Annotated in this window: 15 protein-coding genes; 4 read left to right on the top strand and 11 right to left on the bottom strand. The window is 61.0% G+C overall.

Annotated features, from left to right (window positions below):
* A partial coding sequence (locus tag FYB76_RS07595; RefSeq protein WP_154133213.1) for a LysR family transcriptional regulator occupies positions 1-902 on the bottom strand: 902 nt, incomplete at its 3' end.
* A gap of 111 nt (positions 903-1013) precedes the next feature.
* Here FYB76_RS07595 and FYB76_RS07590 point away from each other — a divergent pair.
* Positions 1014-1808: an alpha/beta fold hydrolase gene (locus FYB76_RS07590; RefSeq protein ID WP_154133212.1), complete on the top strand. Its 795-nt coding sequence runs from the start codon at positions 1014-1016 to the stop codon at positions 1806-1808.
* A 232-nt stretch (positions 1809-2040) separates the two neighbouring features.
* The gene (locus FYB76_RS07585; protein WP_370516318.1) at positions 2041-3243 is read left to right on the top strand and encodes an ammonium transporter; all 1203 of its coding nucleotides are present in this window, start codon (positions 2041-2043) and stop codon (positions 3241-3243) included.
* Between the two features lie 253 nt (positions 3244-3496).
* Here the strand turns inward: FYB76_RS07585 and FYB76_RS07580 are convergent, their stop codons facing one another.
* The 4 genes from FYB76_RS07580 to FYB76_RS07565 all read right to left on the bottom strand — a co-directional run bounded on the left by FYB76_RS07580 (position 3497) and on the right by FYB76_RS07565 (position 8463).
* Positions 3497-4807, bottom strand: coding sequence for an MFS transporter (locus FYB76_RS07580; protein ID WP_154133210.1), 1311 nt, complete (start codon positions 4805-4807; stop codon positions 3497-3499).
* A gap of 90 nt (positions 4808-4897) precedes the next feature.
* Positions 4898-6070, bottom strand: a complete 1173-nt coding sequence (gene tcuB / locus FYB76_RS07575; RefSeq protein ID WP_154133209.1) for a tricarballylate utilization 4Fe-4S protein TcuB — start codon at positions 6068-6070, stop codon at positions 4898-4900.
* Positions 6057-7460, bottom strand: a complete 1404-nt coding sequence (gene tcuA / locus FYB76_RS07570) for an FAD-dependent tricarballylate dehydrogenase TcuA (protein ID WP_154133208.1) — start codon at positions 7458-7460, stop codon at positions 6057-6059. Before tcuA ends, tcuB begins: the two co-directional genes overlap by 14 nt.
* Positions 7461-7536: 76 nt before the next feature.
* Complete coding sequence (locus tag FYB76_RS07565) at positions 7537-8463, bottom strand: LysR family transcriptional regulator (RefSeq protein ID WP_154133207.1); 927 nt, start codon at positions 8461-8463, stop codon at positions 7537-7539.
* A 565-nt stretch (positions 8464-9028) separates the two neighbouring features.
* Here FYB76_RS07565 and FYB76_RS07560 point away from each other — a divergent pair.
* Positions 9029-9928: a formylglycine-generating enzyme family protein gene (locus FYB76_RS07560; RefSeq protein WP_370516321.1), complete on the top strand. Its 900-nt coding sequence runs from the start codon at positions 9029-9031 to the stop codon at positions 9926-9928.
* Between the two features lie 139 nt (positions 9929-10067).
* On the opposite strand, the gene FYB76_RS07555 is transcribed toward FYB76_RS07560, so the two are convergent.
* The 3 genes from FYB76_RS07555 to FYB76_RS07545 form a co-directional block, all read right to left on the bottom strand.
* Entirely contained in the window at positions 10068-11096 is a 1029-nt protein-coding gene (locus FYB76_RS07555) for a methionine synthase (protein ID WP_370516317.1), read from the bottom strand.
* Between the two features lie 25 nt (positions 11097-11121).
* Entirely contained in the window at positions 11122-12105 is a 984-nt protein-coding gene (locus FYB76_RS07550; RefSeq protein WP_154133205.1) for a DUF1852 domain-containing protein, read from the bottom strand.
* 236 nt (positions 12106-12341) lie between these two features.
* On the bottom strand, positions 12342-12518 hold the full coding sequence (locus FYB76_RS07545; protein WP_229296907.1) for a hypothetical protein: 177 nt from the start codon (positions 12516-12518) through the stop codon (positions 12342-12344).
* A gap of 447 nt (positions 12519-12965) precedes the next feature.
* Here FYB76_RS07545 and FYB76_RS07540 point away from each other — a divergent pair, with 447 nt between their 5' ends.
* On the top strand, positions 12966-13718 hold the full coding sequence (locus FYB76_RS07540) for a GAF domain-containing protein (protein ID WP_088756446.1): 753 nt from the start codon (positions 12966-12968) through the stop codon (positions 13716-13718).
* Between the two features lie 59 nt (positions 13719-13777).
* Here FYB76_RS07540 and FYB76_RS07535 read toward each other — a convergent pair whose 3' ends face one another.
* The 3 genes from FYB76_RS07535 to FYB76_RS07525 all read right to left on the bottom strand — a co-directional run bounded on the left by FYB76_RS07535 (position 13778) and on the right by FYB76_RS07525 (position 18742).
* Positions 13778-15547, bottom strand: a complete 1770-nt coding sequence (locus FYB76_RS07535; RefSeq protein WP_284078887.1) for a GGDEF and EAL domain-containing protein — start codon at positions 15545-15547, stop codon at positions 13778-13780.
* A gap of 48 nt (positions 15548-15595) precedes the next feature.
* Positions 15596-17164 carry a methyl-accepting chemotaxis protein gene (locus tag FYB76_RS07530; protein WP_154133204.1) on the bottom strand — a complete coding sequence of 523 codons (1569 nt, stop codon included), beginning with the start codon at positions 17162-17164 and terminating at the stop codon, positions 15596-15598.
* A 417-nt stretch (positions 17165-17581) separates the two neighbouring features.
* Positions 17582-18742, bottom strand: coding sequence for a zinc-dependent alcohol dehydrogenase (locus FYB76_RS07525; RefSeq protein ID WP_154133203.1), 1161 nt, complete (start codon positions 18740-18742; stop codon positions 17582-17584).
* Positions 18743-18752 lie beyond the last annotated feature (10 nt).

Raw genomic sequence — 18752 nt, 5'->3', positions numbered from 1 at the left:
ACTTCCCACGGCGGATGAGCGCCGAAGTCTTCGGCAAGATAATCGACGAAGCGGCGGACCTTGAGCGGAATTCCTCGCGCGCTCGGATAGACGGCCTGGATGGCCAATGCATTGGCGCGGTACTCCGGAAGCAGGGCAATCAAGCGCCCTTGCCTGATATGTTCCCCGAAGACGAAGGAAGGCCCGTAGGCCACGCCCGCGCCCGCCAGCACGCAAGCCAGCAGCATCTGCATGTTGTTGGCCGTCAGTCGGCACGGACCATCGATGCGATGCGCCTGTCCCGCGGCATCGATGAAAGTCCAGTCGCCTTCAGAGACTGCGTCACTGAAGGCCAGGCGCGGCAGGCGCGACAAGGCTTGCGGCGTGCCAGGCAGGCCATGCTGCGCGATCAGTTCGGGAGAGGCACAGGCGATCATGCTGCAGGGTGCCAGACGGCGCGTGACCAGTTCGGGATCGTCGAGCTTTCCGATGCGGATGGCCACATCCACGCCCGCATCGATCAGGTCGACATAGCGGTCGCCGAGCACGACCTCGACGTTGACCTCCGGGTGATCCGCAAGATAGCGCGCAATGACCGGGCCCAGATGCATGGCGCCGAAGGTCACCGGCACGGCCACGCGCAGAACGCCCCGTGCGGTCCCTTGCGCCGCAGTCGCTTCGCGGTTCGCCTCTTCGAATGCCGCGAGGATCTGGCGGCAACGCGCATAATACGTCCGGCCTACCTCGGTGAGGCTCAGGCGGCGCGTGGTACGTTGAAACAGGCGGGCACCCAGCTCCGCCTCGATCTGGCTGACGTGCTTGCCCGCCATCGCCGGCGACAGCGCGAAGCGCCGGGCCGCCCCGGCAAAGCTGCCTTCCTCCACTGCGGCCACAAAGACATTGAGGCTCATCAGTTTGTCCATGCGCCCCCTATTCGATCATCAGAGTGTCGACTGTGACTAACAATTCGCCAATTATAAATTTTTCGCATGGAATCTACCATTGACTCTCCCCCATCACAAAGGAGCAGACACATGCATATCGAAACCAACGGAACACGCATCCACGTTGCCCAGCAGGGCAGCGGCGAACTGGCGCTGGTGTTCCTGCATTACTACGGCGGCTCGTCGCGGACCTGGGATGCGGTAGCTGCGCCGCTGGCGCAGCGATGCCGCATCGTCGCCACCGACCATCGCGGCTGGGGCCGCTCTGCAGCGCCCGCCGAGGGCTACCGGATTGCCGACCTGGCCGCCGATGCCGAGGGCGTCATTGCCGCCTTGGGACTGCAGCGCTATGTCCTGGTGGGCCACTCCATGGGTGGCAAGGTGGCACAGCTGATGGCTTCGCGCCGGCCGCACGGGCTTGAAGGGCTGATCCTGGTGGCACCATCTCCGCCCTCGCCCATGCTGCTTTCGGCGGAACAGCGGGCCATGCTGGCAGGCGCCTACCAGTCGCGCGAATCGGTGGAGTTCGTGCTCGACCATGTATTGACCGCAAAGCCCCTCACGGCCGCGCGCCGCGCACAGGTCATCGAGGACAGCCTGCAGGCTGCACCCCAGGCCAAGCTCGCCTGGCCCAACGTGGCGATGGCGGAGGACATCACGGCCGATGTCGCTGCCATCGAAGTCCCCACGCTGGTCATCTCGGGCGAGCAGGATCAGGTCGACAGGATCGCGACGCTGCAGGCAGAGCTTTTGCCGCGCATTCCCCAGGCCGCCCTCCGCGTCCTTCCTGGCGTGGGCCACTTGTCACCGCTGGAAGATCCGGAGGCGGTGGCGCAGCTCATTGAGGGTTTCATTGACGCACTGCCCAAGGCGACTCGGCAATAAGCGACGCTGGGCAGGCAAGGCTTTACTGCCCACGCACCAAAATGCAGCCGACTACAACCGACCGGCACCGACATGCACGGAGTTCGTGCATGTCGGTGCCTGACGCATAGCTGACGCACCGAAAAAGTCTTTTCAAATCAATGCACTGCGCATTTCCCACCAAAATGGAACGGAAATTGCTTTAGTCGTGGCTTTCACGCATTTCCTTGCACACTTTTTGGGAGATTTTCTGGTGGACGATCACAAAAACGGCGCAGACGCCCTCTTCATCCTGCTGGGGGCGATCATGATCCTGGCCATGCATGCCGGCTTTGCCTTCCTGGAACTGGGGACGGTGCGCAAGAAGAACCAGGTCAATGCCCTGGTGAAGATCCTGGCTGACTTTGCGGTATCGACCATCGTCTACTTCTTCATCGGCTATTACGTGGCCTATGGGGTGAGCTTCTTTGCCGGCGCCGAGACGCTGGCCGAGCGCAGCGGTTTCGAGCTGGTGAAGTTCTTCTTCCTGCTGACCTTTGCGGCAGCCATCCCGGCCATCATCTCCGGCGGCATCGCCGAGCGTTCCAAATTCAATCCGCAGTTGATCGCCACGGCCGTGCTGGTGGGCCTGGTCTATCCCTTCTTCGAGGGCATCGCGTGGAACCAGCACCTGGGCGTGCAGGCCTGGCTGGCGACCACCTTCGGTGCAGAGTTCCATGATTTCGCCGGTTCCATCGTGGTCCACGCCGTGGGTGGCTGGATTGCGCTGCCGGCGGTCCTGCTGCTGGGTGCACGCCGTGGCCGCTACAGCAAGGAAGGCGCGGTAGCAGCGCATCCGCCGTCCAACATTCCTTTCCTGGCCTTGGGCGCGTGGATCCTGACGGTGGGCTGGTTCGGCTTCAACGTGATGAGTGCGCAGACCCTGGACAAGATGAATGGCCTGGTCGCCATGAATTCGCTCATGGCCATGGCCGGCGGTACGCTGGTGGCGCTGCTGATGGGCCGCAACGATCCCGGCTTCGCCTACAACGGCCCGCTGGCCGGCCTGGTGGCGGTATGTGCGGGCTCGGACCTGATGCATCCGCTGGGCGCGCTGGTCACCGGCGGCATTGCCGGGGCGATCTTCGTGTGGATGTTCACCCGCACCCAGAACAAGTGGAAGATCGACGACGTGCTGGGCGTGTGGCCGCTGCACGGCCTGTGCGGCCTGTGGGGCGGACTGGCGGCGGGTATCTTCGGGCTGCAGGCCTTGGGCGGACGCGGTGGCGTGTCGTTCATGTCGCAGCTCATCGGCAGCCTCATGGGGATCGCCATTGCGGCAGCGGGCGGATGGATCGTCTATGGCTTGCTGAAGAAGGCGGTGGGGATACGGCTGGATCCGGAGCAGGAGTTTGAAGGGGCCGACCTGGCCATTCACAAGATTTCCTCCACGGCGGAGAGGGAGGCCAGCTGGTGAGCCGATCAACAAGAATGGAGTCTGCATTTCCGAAATAAGGCCTGTCAACCCGATGAAAGCCAGTCGGACTCATCGATGCCGTATCAAAAGCACAGTGGCAACAGCGTCAGCGCCAATGAAAAGGCCACCATTGCGGTGGCCTTCTCAATATCAAACAGTAATCGTAGCGATGTCCGCAATTGGTGGCAGAAGCGCTCATCGCCAGCGCATTGCGGACATCTTTTCCATTGAGGCCAAGCGTCGCGCCTGAGTTTCACTGCACAACGCGACTCACTGCTCCACCGCGTCGACAGAAGATCAAAGTAGCGGTGAGCCCACATAGCGCAGCGAAACTCATCCAAAGTCCGGGCGACGCTTTATTGGCCGTCACATCGATCAGATACGTGGAAATGGCGGGTGTAAATCCCCCAAAGACGGCGGTTGCCAGGCTGAAGGCGAGTGAGAAGCCTACCACTCTGACGTTCACAGGCATGACCTCCGTCAGCGCTACGACCATGGCACCGTTATACATCCCGAAATAGAAAGAGAACAGCAGCAACACCGCAAGCAGGTGTCCAAAGCTGGGGTTGGCCACCAACCACGACATCGCGGGATAAGCTGTCAGCAGCGCAAGCAAGGAAATGCCGACCAGAATAGGTTTGCGGCCAATGCGGTCGGATAGTGCACCACCAATCGGCAGCCAGACGAAATTGGACAATCCCACGAAAAGCGTCACCAACAAACTGTCGCCCGCTCCCAAGTGCAGCACGCTGCGACCAAAGGTTGGTGTGTAGACGGTGATCAGGTAGAAAGTGGTGGTCGTCATCGCGACAAAGAGCATCCCTGTGAGCACCGTACGCCAATTCTTGACCATCGAATGAAACACCTCCTGGATATCAGGATGGTGACGACGCGCCTGGAACTCGCCGGTCTCCTCCAGGGTGTTGCGCAACATGAAGATAACGGGAATGATCGCGCAGCCGATCAGGAACGGGATACGCCACCCCCATGCCGTCACCTCCTCTGGAGAAAGCCAGTGGTTCAAGCCGAATCCCAGCGCAGCCGCCATCACGATGGCGACCTGTTGGCTAGCCGATTGCCAGGCAGTATAGAAGCCCTTGCGGCCAGGGGTGGCAATCTCCGCCAGGTAGACCGATACGCCACCCAGTTCCGCCCCGGCCGAGAAGCCTTGAAGCAAGCGGCCGATCAGCACCAGCAACGGTGCGAACAAACCGATTGATGCGTATCCCGGCACCAGCGCAATGAGCACCGTACCGCTCGCCATGATCGAGAGCGTGACAATCAAGCCTTTGCGGCGGCCCACCTTGTCGATGTAAGCACCCAATATGATCGCACCCAGCGGCCGCATCAAGAAACCGGCACCGAACACCGCGAAAGTCAGCATCAGGGACGCGAATTCGTTATCGCTTGGGAAGAAAATCCTGGAGATATAGTTTGCGTAGAAGCCAAAAAGGAAGAAGTCGAATTGCTCCAGAAAGTTTCCACTGGTGACACGCAGTACGGCGCCGATTTTTGACGAGGGTCGAGAACCTGCGCCATCCCTATTGGTGTCTTTTATGGTCATTGTATTTGCCTCCAAATATTTTATAAGTTATGTCACGGGTCTTTTCATGAGCAGAGCTGACGCATCACGCAAACTGGCCGTGTCAGGCATTTAGTCGTCGCTTAGTTTTAATGAATTCGGTTGGCGCTTCTCGATTGCCCACTTGAGAAGAGCAGCACTTCTGAAAATGCCATGGGCGAACTTCCCATAGGGCAAGGTGACGAACAGCGCCATGACTGCGCCCAGGTGCACACACAAGGTCAGCGGCAGTGCGGGGGTTCCGCGCGAGAGCATCAGCATCAGGCCGCTCGCTGCCGTAAGGAACAGCAAGGCGATGAAACCGCGGTCCATGGGTTTCTGCGCTGTATCCCCCTGCAACGGGTGGCGGCGCAAGTTCAAAGCAAACAAACCGGTAGTGCCGATCAGCAGAGAAACGCCACCTGAGATGCCCAACAGCTTGGGCAAACTGGTGAAGCCGTAGGGTGCTTCCCAGCCGAACAGATAGTGGTACAACGTCGCCACGCTGGTAGCCGCCAGGCACAGCAGGAAACCGTAAAACGTGAAATGGTGAAAGCGGCGCCGCGCCAACGTAAAACTGTCATTGGCGTTGTTGCACCCTTCCCCATGTCCGCCGTCCAGGAATTTCAGTCTCAGCACCTTGTCTGCGGCGTCTCCCACAGCGTCCGCCGTAGCGGCTCCCGGTGAGATGTCTTTCCAAAAACGCCGCACACCCAGGCTCAGACTCAGTAGTGCAAGCAAGAAGATTGGCGCGAACAAACCTGCCATCAGCTTGTGCGGAAAAATGGAATAAAAATTGGCGCCGGAAGGTGCGCGCAACAGCGAGCCCTGCAACCAGGCGGCAAGCATCAGGAACAGTGTCAATCCCGCGACCAACGCGAGCGCGAGGAACAGTCCGTTACGCTTGTATAGCGCCCCAAGAGCAGGCGGCCAGGCATAGTCGGCATAGGTCTCAACGCGCACCTTGGCCATGGCCTGCGGTACATTGACGGCGAATTCATGCGGCGGTGCGTACTGACACGCATGCAAACAGGCACCACAGTTATGACAGAGATTGGCAAGGTAATTGATGTCAGCCTTGCCAAATTCCAGCCGCCTCGTCATTGCCGGGAACACCGCGCAGAAGCCTTCACAGTAGCGGCAGGAATTGCAGATCTTCATCTGGCGCTCGACCTCGGCCTCCTTCGCGCTCAGGATCGGGATCACGGCATACCCCCCTGAGGCCTGCTCGCAGGCTTGTCGGGTCAGGGCTTCAAGCTGTTGCATGTTCAACTCTCTTTGCGGCAGCGGCCGCCTGCGTGCCAGCGATGCGTCCGAAGGCCGTACCGATGGCCATGCCAACGCCGGCGGTGTATCCCTTGCCAAGCACATTGCCCGCCATCATTTCCCCGGCCACGAACAGATTGGGACTGGGTCGGCCGCCGAAGTGCACGGCGGCATGCTCATTGACCTTCAAGCCCAGGTAAGTGAAGGTGACACCAGGTTTGAGGGCATAGCCATAAAACGGCGCCGTGCTGACGGGGCGCGCCCAGTGCGTTTTTGGGGGAGTGAGACCTTCAGTGCGGCAGTCATCGAGCGCAGTGTGGTCAAAGTGGCCAGGACGGCAGGCGGCATTGTAGTCGTCCACTGTCTTGATGAAGGCCTGCTCGGGCAGTCCGAGCTTCTGTGCCAATTCGGGAAGCGTGTTGGCTGTGGTGCCAGGAAAGACCGGCGGCATGAAGCGGCCAATGGCTGTCTGGTCGATGATGGAGTAGCTGATCTGACCTGGCTGCTGCGCCACCAGGCGCCCCCAAATGGCGTAGCGCTTGGGCCAGAAGTCCTCCCCTTCGTCATAGAAGCGTTCACCGTCACGATTGACGACCACGCCAAGCGAGACGCAATCGATCCGCGTGCAAATGCCGCCGTCATAGAGCGGCGCGCGTGCGTCGATTGCCACCATATGGGCTTGTGTCGGGTCGCCGATCGCATCGGCCCCGGCATTGATCATGTATTTGAGCAGCACGCCTTCGTTGAAGCGCGTGCCGCGAATCAGGAAATTGTCGGAGGGCCATTCGCCACGGGCGTTCTGGCCCCAGGCTTCGCGCAACCATGCGCGATTGGATTCGAAGCCGCCTGCCGCCAGCACGCAGCTTTTTGCGGTGATTCGTTCACCCTTGGCAGTGCGCACGGCAGCAAAGCGGTCGCCATCGAGTTCGACGGACACCACCGGTGTATCGTAGCGGATCTGTACGCCCAGTCTTTCTGCGCTACGGAAGTAGGCATTCACCAGGGCTTTGCCTCCGCCCATGAAAAAGGCGTTGGTACGGGCTACATGCAGCGCACCAGACAGTGGTGGCTGGAAATGCACGCCATGCCGGCGCATCCAGTCGCGGCAGTTTGACGATGCCACGATGGCGATGCGTGCCAATTTTTCATTGGTGATTCCGCCGGTGACTTTGAGCAGGTCCTGCCAGTATTCCTCTTCGGGATAGGCGTCGACCAACACGTCCTGTGGCGCGTCATGCATACAGCGCAGGTTGCGCGTGTGCTGAGAATTTCCACCACGCCATTCACGTGGCGATGCCTCAAGCAGCAAGACGGATGCGCCTGCTTCCCGGGCCATGAGCGCCGCACACAGTGCCGCATTGCCGCCTCCAACAACCAATACGTCTACCATCGCTTGCCTCCGTTTCAAGAGGCGATTCTAGGTGGACCGTATCAGCTTCGGTAGTCGTCAGCCCGACAAGCCGCGTTCATGATTCGTGAAGACTTGCTCCCAACCAATGGGACCCGGTCAATAGTTCGCGCACGACGTCCCTCAGCACGATGCGGGTAGCCAATGCAGCCGGCGACAATTCATCCTCTGGCAGGCTGGCCAGCAAATTGGTCCGACGCACTCCCTTGTCGGCCACCTGTACGAGCCGAACTTCGGATCCGTGGAGACGCGAGGCCGCGGCGCCGGGCTGAATCGTCGCTGCCAGCCCCGTCCGGACAACGTCCATGAGGGTCGCCAAGCCATCAATCTCGGCGACGATGTTGGGCTCGCACTTGGCCTGCGTGAAGGCCTTTGTCACAACCGCCCGCAACCCATGGGTTCCGCTAGGCATCACCAGCGGCAACGTGCCGATATCCTTGAGATGGATCTTGTTGACCTTGGGCATGTCAGCGAGCTGATGGGAACCGACCAAAAAGAGGCGCTCGTGCAAAAGAGGCGTGGCCGTCAGGCGCTTGCCTGCGTTTGTCTCGAACAGAATGGCGAGATCCAGTTGCCGCGCATTGAGCATGGCGGCCAAGTTACCCGACAGGCTTTCGACAAGGTGCAAACGGATGTCAGGGTAGCGGGCACGCAAGCTGCTCATGAAGGCCAGCGCCAACACCGATGCCGTGGTTGGCGCAAAGCCGACACTGACATGCCCGGACATGCGCGCGTTCTGCGCAGCCCGGCTTGCCTCGTCGACATGCCGCAGCGCCAGTTGTGCCTGGTGCCAGAATGCCAAACCTGCGTCGGTCGCGACAACGCCGGTCGTCGTACGTCGCAACAGACGGGTAGAGAGTTCGCCCTCCAGCCGGCTGATTTGCTGACTGAGTGCAGAAGTGACTACCCCCAGGTCCGCTGCAGCTCGGCCCATGCTTCCCAACTCAACGACCCGTATGAAATAGCGGAGTTGTCTTAATTCCATGTTGCATCCAGTCCTGAAATAGGTTGACAGGTTTTACAGCAACGCAGCCGCCCGATGCAAGGCATCGCGCGTTTCCTATTCCAAGGCCGTACGCGATCTCTGCTCGAGGAGCATAGCCACGCCGTACGCTTAAGAAATAGCGCTTGATGCCTCCTGCTAGAGAACCCGCGAATACAATCCAACAAGCTTGTCACTGACACCTGGAGACTTTGACCTATTTTTTCAATTCGCGGAACCATTCACAGCCCGGCCCGCCATCCTCCCATGATTGCAGAGGTAATTATTCAATATCAAAGCCCGTCCTCATACTGCACGAGGCCAGCAAGCCCCTTCTGTCGTTTGCGATAGAATCGATTGCCATCCAGGGGGATCTGGCGCAGGCGGCAACGAATTGAACTCCTCGTTGCAACGTCAACAGGGAAGCAGCAGCCGACATCAGGGGGATGACTTGAAACACGGCACCATCAGCTTGCTGGCGATATTGTTTTGCGCGAACGTGCAATGCGCGTGCGCCGAGGAAAGACCGCCACTACCCGCGACGATGGAAAACGCCATCGGCATGCAACTGGTCCTGATCCCGGCGGGAGAATTCCTGATGGGCACCGATGAATCCCTCGCGTCGCTCAAACAAGCCTATCCGGATTATGAAGAGCGCCGCCTGCGCGACCTCGACGATGAGCGGCCGCGCCACAAGGTGCGCATCACCCGTCCGTTTTATCTCGGCAAGCACCTGGTCACCGTTGGCCAGTTTGCCAGATTCGTGGCGCAGTCCGGCTATGTTCCCGAATCCATCCGCGACCAGACGGGAGGCTATGGCTACAACCCCGTCTATGACCCTGAGAAGACCGAGCGCAAGGACGCCTTCGAAGGGCGCAACCCGCAATACAGCTGGAAGACTCCAGGCTTTCCCCAGGGCGACGATCATCCGGTGCTCAACGTCACCTGGAACGACGCACAAGCCCTGGCCGCATGGCTGAGTGAAAAGGAAAAGGCACACTACCGTCTGCCGACGGAAGCCGAGTGGGAATACGCCTGCCGCGCAGGCAGTACCACACGTTATCCCAATGGCGATGATCCCGAGGGCCTCAGCTTCATTGCCAATACCTTCGATGCCGATGCAGCGCCCTACTGGCCGCGCCTGGCGGGCCATGCGCTCAAGGGCCATGATGGTTTCGCCTTCACCTCCCCGGTCGGCAGTTTCCCGCCGAACGCCTTCGGGCTGCACGACATGGTAGGCAATGCCTGGGAGTGGACTGCAGACTGGTATGGAGAAGACACCTACGCACGCTCGCCATTGGCAGACCCGCAGGGGCCGGCAAGCGGTCAGACCAAAGTACGGCGCGGGGGCTCGTGGCATACGTGGGCCTTGTATGCGCGGTGTGCATTCCGGAACTGGAATACCCCCACTACGCGCTATACCCTGGTCGGGATCAGGCTGGTGCGGGATGTGGCCCCCTCCCGCTGAAAGACGCGTACCCTCCTTGCAGACTCTTTTCCGCTTGATAGGGCGCAGAACACGGCGCAGCAAGACACGCGATCCAAAGAAAAATGACCACCGTTTCCGGTGGTCATTTTCCTTTCATCAGGTAAGGTTCACGTTGCAACTATCCCTGCAACTCACGCCGCACCATCTCCGCCCCCGCACTCAAGGCATGGAGCTTGCCCCGCGCCACATCACGCGGCAGCGGCGCCATCCCGCAATTGGTACTCGGATAGAGCTTGTCCGCCGCCACGAACTGCAAGGCCCGGCGCAAGGTCGCCGCCACTTCCTCGGGCGTCTCGATGGTGTGATTGGCCACGTCGATGGCACCGACCATGACCTTCTTGCCGCGAATGAGTTCGATCAGGTCCATGGGCACGCGCGCGTTGTGGCATTCCAGGGAGACGATGTCGATATTGGATGCCTGCAGCTTCGGGAACGTCTCCTCATACTGGCGCCACTCGGAACCCAGCGTCTTCTTCCAGTCGGTGTTGGCCTTGATGCCGTAGCCATAGCAGATGTGCACGGCGGTCTCGCACTTGAGTCCCTCGATGGCGCGCTCCAGCGTGGCCACACCCCAGTCGTTGACTTCATCGAAAAAGACATTGAAGGCCGGCTCATCGAACTGGATGATGTCCACGCCGGCTGCCTCCAGCTCGCGCGCCTCCTGGTTGAGGATCACGGCGAACTCCCAGGCCAGTTTCTCGCGGCTCTTGTAGTGGCTGTCATAGAGCGTGTCGATCATGGTCATGGGGCCGGGCAGCGCCCACTTGATCGGCTGGTCGGTCTGGCTGCGCAAAAAGCGCGCATCCTCGACGAACACCGGCTTCTGGCGCGACACCGCACCCACTACCGTGGGTACGCTGGCGTCATAGCGATTGCGGATGCGCACTGTCTCGCGCTTGGCAAAATCCACACCGTCGAGATGCTCGATGAATGTGGTCACGAAATGCTGGCGCGTCTGCTCGCCATCACTGACGATATCGATGCCGGCATGCTGCTGCTCCTGCAACGACAAGCGCAACGCATCGCGCTTGGCATCGAGCAGTTCTTCGCCTTGCAGCTTCCAGGGCGACCAGAGTTTTTCGGGCTCGGCCAGCCAGGCGGGTTTCGGCAGGCTGCCGGCGGTGGAGGTGGGCAAAAGTTTTTTCACGATGGAGAACCTGGTGGAGGAAAAATCAACGGGCACAAGCAGCCGACCACTGTTCGAGCACGGCGCGGTACGGCTTGATGAAATGTTCTTCGGCGAAGCGCCCCTGCTGGACCGCCAGGCGGCTGCGCTCCTCGCGGTCATAGACGATGCGCGTCATGGAATAGTCTTCGTTCTGCAGGCTGGGCTGGTAAGTCTTGCCGGCAGCGGAATTGGCGTTGTAGATCTCCGGACGATAGATTTTCTGGAAGGTCTCCATCGTGCTGATGGTGCTGATCAGCTCCAGGTTCGTGTAGTCGCGCAGGAGGTCGCCACTGAAATAGAAGGCCAGCGGCGCGGCGCTGTCAGGCGGCATGAAGTAGCGCACCGCCAGCCCCATCTTGGCGAAGTAGGCATCGGTGAGCGAGCTTTCATTCTGGAGATACTCCACACCCAGCACCGGATGGACATTGCCGGTGCGGTGATAGGTCTTGCTGCTGGCCACGCTCAGGCAGATCACGGGCGGCTTGCTGAAGTGCTCGCGGTAGGCGGGTGAGTCGACGAAGCGCTTGAACAGATTGCCATGCAGCTCGCCGAAATGATCGGGGACGCTGAAGCCCGACTGCTGCTTGGTATGTTCCAGCAGCACCACGCTGAAATCGTAATCGCGCACATACGACGAAAAATTGTTGCCGACGATACCCTCGATGCGCTCACCCGTGTGGTGATCGACGATGTTGGTCTTGAGCACTTCGATGAGCGGCAGCGCATGAGCCGTATCCTGTCCGGCGATCCCCATTTCCACAGAGACGATGTCCAGCTCCACGGCGTAGCGGTCGGCCTTGGGATTGTCCCAGTGCGCCAGCGCATTGAAGCGGTTGTTGATCATGCGGAAGGTATTGCGCAGGTTCGCCTGCCGCTCTGCGCCCCGGGCCAGGTTGGCGAAATTGGTGGTGATGCGCGTGTTGTCGGCGGGACGGTAGTCCTCGTCGAAACAGATGCTCTTGATGGCGAATGAGAAGTCGTTGCTCATGATGTGTCTGCGCCCCTTGTCGGTCAATGTTCTGGCCGAATTCTATGACGGGCCATCCATGAATAAAAATGATTTGATCTCATTGATCAATGAGATTGGTTCATACATTGCCACCGACTGCGCTGCGAAGCGGCAAAAAAAGCCCTGCTTCTTGCGAAGCAGGGCTAACGCCTTCTCGGGGGGATGAGAAGGCGGGACAGCGATCCGGCGCGGAGGTGCGCCGGAGCAGTTGCGTTCTATTCCTTGCCAGCCTCAGGCAGCATGCCGAAGAAGTCGGCCATGTTGCCCTCGGTCCAATCCTTCACCAGTACACCGTCGCTCCAGACCCGGTACACGTAACAGCGTTGCTCGCGGGCCGCGTCCAGCGGCCGGCTTTCCACCACGTAGGTCCTGCCGGCGACACAAATTTTCATTCGATGAGAAGTCGCTGCCGGTTTTTCTCGCTTGCCCATTTCTTCCCTGGTTTTCCCTGCCGCCTGCGACCGCGTCGGGTTTTCTGCGACGGATCAGGCCCCAAGGCTTGACGCAGGTCAGCTTCCCGTCAGAACCACAGACCTTGTCCGACATCATTTCGCAATGGGCACTACAATGCCCGCTTGGTACCAACGTCAACACCTTCAAAACAACGATGAACCATTCCCGCATAGCGAGAATTCATCGACAACAAGGATGGCGTAAGCTCCCCTCGCTACCGTACGGATATCTGCCTATTTCATATTTTGCACAGAGCAGCGCTAACGAAAAGTGAAAGATATTAAAAATACTGACTTTCGTTGCATTTCTGCCATTTTTAAAATATTAAATATGTGAAATATAAAAATTCGTCCGCGCGCAGTTATACTTTTACAAGGATCAATCAAATGGGTCGCGCAGCACCCTCTGATGACAACCAAACACCTCCCAGCGACCCGGCGATGACCTCGCGGGAAGCAGCCCGGCTGCTGGGCGTGTCGATCACCACCGCCCAGATGTGGATGGAGAGCGGCATGCTGGCCTCCTGGAAGACACCCGGGGGCCACCGACGCACCCGGCTGAGTTCGGTCATGACCTTGCTCGGCCATCGTGAAGTGAAACAACCCGAGCCCGCGGCCGGCCCCGTCGTGCCCCAGATCGAAGTGCCTTATCCGGTCAGCGCGAATGAAGCCGAGCGTGCGCGCTTCGTTGAACAGACAATGGAAGACACACATTCCGAGGCCCGTTTTCATCGCCTGACATGGCTCGCCAGCGAATTGCTGGACGTCCCCATTGCCCTGGTCACTTTCCTGACCTCGGAGCTGCAGATCTTCCGTGCGGCACATGGCCTGAACATCAGCTCCACGCCGCGCTCGTGGGCCTTCTGCAATTACGCCGTGATGCAGGAGGAGATCTTCACCGTCTCCGACGCCACCAAGGATCCGCGCTTCGTCAACAATCCCATGGTCACGGGCTCGCCGTTCATCCGCTTCTATGCCGGCATCCGCCTGATGTACCAGGGCCGCGCTTTCGGTTCCCTGTGCGTCATCGATACCGAACCGCGCATCCTGCGCGCCCACGAACGGCAGGCCCTCGAAGAACTGGCCGCCCTGGCCACCGATATCCTGTCGCTGCAACTGCTGGAATCGAACCTGCCGTAAGCGCCGCGCCCCTGGCAGGGCGCGGATTGCCCGCCGCAGCACTGCGGCGCCAGCGGCCCTCATGGCTCCATCCCCAGCCACTGCTCCAGTTCGTCGGCCGGCATCGGCCGCGCAATCGCATAGCCTTGGGCGATGTCACAGCCCAGGTGATGCAGGATCCTGGCCGTGCGCTCGCTTTCCACCCCTTCGGCCACCACGCAAAAGCCCAGTTGGTGTGCCAGATGGATGATGGAAGGCACGATCACCTGGTCGGCCTGGTCCTCTTCCAGGCTGCGGATGAAGGAGCGGTCGATCTTCATGATGTCGGCCGGGATGCTCTTGAGGTAGGAGAGGTTGCAAAAGCCGCTGCCAAAGTCATCGATGGCCACCTTCACCCCCAGCTCGCGCAGCGACTCCAGGCGCTGGCGCACCCCTTCCGGATTGCTGGCCATGGAGCTCTCGGTGAATTCGATCTCGATCAATCCGGGCGAGACCGCGTGCTGCTTCAACTGCGCGGCCAGCAGACGCAGGATGTCGTCGGATTCGAAGTCACGCGCCGAGGTGTTGATCGCAATCGGGACCGCCAGACCGCGCGCCTGCCAGGCCGCGACCTGGGCCACCGCATGGCGTACCACCCAGGCCGTGATCTGGCGGATCTGGGCGGTTTTCTCTGCCAGCGCGATGAAGATTGCCGGGGAGATGTTGCCCATCACCGGGTGAACCCAGCGAATCAGGGCTTCGGCGCCGACACAGCTGCCGTCGCGCAAGCGGACCTTGGGCTGGTAATGCAGGCTCAGTTCATTGGACGCATTGAAGGCCATCGGCAATGCCGAGAGCAGCCAGAAAGCGTGGCGCTGGTTTTCCGCATGGACCGATTCGAACTGGCGCGGACAGACGCCTTCCTCGCGCCCCACATCGATGACCGTCAGCAGCGAGCGCACCACGTCGCTACCGGCGATGTCATCCACGGCCGGCAACACACCAATGGCAATGTCGAGCTGATGGGGAATGCCGTGGATTTCCAGGGCCTGCACGAACTGCTGGCGAACGTTGGCGATGTGTTCCTGCCGCTGCGCGGTGGTGCTCTCGTCGAGGAAGACGAAGGTCGTGGTCGTGACCCGGTACACCGGCTGCCCGCCCAGCGCCTCGCACAGGGCACGGCTGACCTGCACCAGGAAGGCCTCGGCATAATCCCAGCCCAGCGCCTTGACCATATCGAACAAATATTCACGCGAACAGATGTCCACGCCCAGCGCCGCACAGGGCAGCCCGGCAGCGCCCCTGGCGTGCGGCCGTGTGCGCAGCACTTCCATGAGGCGGGCGCGATTGGGCAAACCCGTCACATGGTCGGTATAGCCGCGGTTGCGCAACTGCTCCAGGCGCTCCATGACCATGGCGGCGAGCTGTTCCAGCCTGGCCACCTCGGCCGGACCAAAGCGCTGGCGCGGATGCGGATCGATCAGGCAGAGCGTGCCCAGCGCATGGCCTTGCGAGGACACCAGCGGCGCGCCCGCATAGAAGCGGATGCGCGGCGCACCGGTGACCAGCGGGTTGCCGCGAAAACGTGAATCCTGCTGGGCATCGAGCACGACCAGGCTACCGCCCGACAGGATGGCGTGGGCGCAGAAAGACATGGAGCGCGGGGTTTCATGGGCAGGCAAGCCGGCGCGCGACTTGAACCACTGTCGCTCTTCATCCACCAGCGACACCAGCGAGATCTCCACGCCAAAGAGCGAGCGCGCCAGCTCGGTGATCTGGTCGCAGGTCTTGTCGGGCAGGGTATCGAGTACGCAATAGCCCTGCAGCGCGGCCAGGCGAGCGCCTTCGTCTTGCGGCAATCGGGCCGGCACGGAAAAGTCTGCATGAACGGCGTTGTCAGGGTTTTCAAGCAGCACGGATCACCCCATCACCTGCGCCGCCGGCGCCAGCTTGAAGGTGGACACCAGCCGTGCCAGCGCACCGGCCTGTGAGGTCAGCGCCTCGGCCGCTGCAGCAGCCTGCTCCACCAGCGCCGAGTTCTGCTGGGTCGCTTCATCCATGTGGCCGATGGCGTCATTGACCTGCTCGATGCCCTCGCTTTGCTCACGGCTGGACAGGCTGATTTCAGCGATCACCTCGGTCACCTTGCGCACGCTGGCCACGATCTCTTCCATGGTCTGTCCGGCGTCCTTGACCTGGCCGCTGCCGCTCTCGACCTTGGCGACCGAGGCGCCGATCAGTTCCTTGATCTCCTTGGCGGCTGCCGCGCTGCGCTGGGCCAGCGTGCGCACTTCCGAGGCCACCACCGCGAAGCCGCGCCCGCCCTCGCCGGCGCGCGCCGCTTCCACGGCTGCGTTCAAGGCCAGGATGTTGGTCTGGAAAGCGATGCCATCGATCACGCTGATGATGTCCACGATCTTCACCGAGGATTGATGGATGTCTTCCATCGTCGCCACCACCTCGCCCATCATGTGCCCGCCCTTGACCGCAACCCCCGAGGCCGAGGCCGCCAGCTCATTGGCCTGCGCCGCATTGGCTGCACTCTGGCGCACGGCCGAGGTGATCTCCTCCATGGCGCTGGCGGTCTCTTCCAGTGAGCTGGCCTGGCGTTCGGTGCGGGCCGACAGGTCGACGTTGCCGGAGGCAATCTCGGAGGAGGCGCGTTCGATCGCATCGGTCCCCTGGCGCACCTGCCCGACGATGCCGGCCAGGCTGTCGCGCATCATGCGCAGGGCATGCAGCAAGCTGCTGCGGTCGCCGCTGCGGGTGGCGACCTCCACGGCCAGGTCGCCATGTGCGATGCGCTGGGCGATGGCCATTGCATAGGCCGGCTCGCCGCCGAGCTGGCGCAGCAAGCCGCGTGTGATGGTGAAGGCCACCGCCACCGCAATGACGACGGCAAGGGCCGCCAGCACGGCGATGAGCCGCAGGGCGGCAGTGGCCGACTGCTCTGCGGCCAGGCCGGCGTCCGTGCTCTGGCCGGCGATGTCGCCGATGAGGACGTTGATGTCGGCCACGATCTTGCGGCGCAGCGGGCTGCAATCATTGACCAGGAAACTGCGATAAGCCTCCATCGCCCCGCTCTCGCGGTATTGGCGCGGGCGCTTGAGTTCATCGGCCATCTGGAGCAGGCCCGTGCGCACCGGTGCGAAATGGGCATTGCCGGCCAGGCGCGATTCCAGCTTGTGCAGCTCGGCGAGATAGACCGCCTTCTGTTCGTCGACGATCTTCAGTTCGGATTGCGCATCGGCGTCGCTGAGGAAGACGTAGGCATTGCGGGCAGCGATACCGGTCTGGTCCAGCGCCTCGCGGGCCACGTAGAGGGGCGCCAGGCTTTCGTTCTGGACTTCGTTGGCGCGTTCGATGGAGCTGCGCAGGCCATTGATCCCGAGCATGGCCACCCCCACGAGGACCAGCATCATCACCAACAAACTGGCGAACCCCAAGCTCAGCTTCACGCCGATTTTCATGTCTGACAAGGCCTTCATTGGCTTCCCGAGTGGTGTGCGTAAGGAAAAATATGAAAAATATTCAAATAATTATGAGATTGAGCCAACTTTAGGTCATATATTTCATAAATTTTGCAGTATTTACGCACACAAAGGTCTTACCAGCAAATGAAACTTGCAGCATTGGCATTTTTATATCACGGCGCGACATTTTCACCACAAAAATGCGAGCCAGTGCTCGCCAGCCTCCCCTTTCCACCAAGACCACCAAAACCCGGCTCCTGAGGCGCTATCAAGCCTTGTCTGGGCCCTTATTCACTACGGATGAACCTCGAAAAAGATGAGCAGAAGTCGCTCGTTCGAAGGGACGGATGAAATTCCCTCCCGTGTGAGGACCAGAAAAAAGCGACCGGCATCACCCGGTCGCTTCCCTCTCCAGCAGCATGCCCGGCATGCTCAGGCAGTGAGCACCACCTTGCGGCATTCCTCGCGCTTTTCATTGAAGATCCGGTAGCCCTCGGCGGCCTCCTCCAGCGGCAAGCGGTGCGTGATGATGGCCTCGGGGCGCAGCCAGCCGTCCTCGATACTGGCCAGCAGCTCTGGCATGTAATGCTGCACGTGGGTCTGGCCGGTCTTGATGGTGAGCCCCTTCTCGAAGATGTCGCCGAACAGGAAACCGTGGATGAAGCCGGCATACACACCCGGTACGCTCACCGTGCCGCCGCGCCGCACCGAGGCAATGCAGTGGCGCAGTGCCTGCCCGCTGCTGCCTTCGAGCTTGAGGTTGGTCATCGCGGTTTCGACCACACTGCCCTTGGCTTCAAAGCCGACCGCATCGATCACCGCATCCACACCCCGGCCGGCGGTATTGGCGATGATGGTCTCGCCCGGATCGGTCTGGTCGAAATTGATCGGAATCGCATGGTATTGCTCGGCAGCGAAGCGCAGGCGATAGTCATGGTGATCGACCATGAAAATCTTTTCCGCGCCCAGCATGCGGGCGCACGCGGCCGCCATCTGGCCCACCGGACCGGCACCGTAGATGGCTACCGTGGAGCCCTCACGCACCCCGGCATTCTTCACCGCCTGATAGCCGGTGGGCAGGATGTCGCTCAGGAACAGGACCTGCTCATCGGCCAGCGGCGAGTCGATGCGGATGGGTCCGACGTCGGCCTTGGGGACGCGCACGTACTCGGCCTGTCCGCCCGGCATGCCGCCATAGAGGTGGCTGTAGCCGAACATGGCCGCTCCCGAGCGGATGCCCTTGCCGTTCATGATCGCACCGCGATCCGGGTTGGTCGTCTCACAGGCGGCGTAGAGATGCTGGTCGCAGAAGAAGCATTGGCCGCAAGCGATGACGAAGGGCACCACCACACGGTCGCCCTTCTTGAGCCTCTTTACGCCCGGCCCGGTCTCCACCACGACCCCCATGAATTCATGGCCGAGGATGTCGCCTGCTTTGGTGGCAGGAATCTTGCCGCGATAGAGGTGCAGGTCGGAGCCGCAGATGGCGGTGGCAGTGACCTTCAGGATGATGTCGTCGGCTTCCTGGATGATGGGGTCGGGGACCGTTTCGACCCGCACGTCATGGGCGGAATGGTAGAGCAATGCGCGCATGGGTTACTCC

The sequence above is a fragment of the Herbaspirillum sp. CAH-3 genome (assembly GCF_009668275.1).
GTDB classification, from domain to species: Bacteria; Pseudomonadota; Gammaproteobacteria; order Burkholderiales; family Burkholderiaceae_D; genus Herbaspirillum; species Herbaspirillum aquaticum.
Note: the sequence above shows the minus strand (reverse complement) of the source record. Positions and strands in the feature narration are given on the sequence as shown.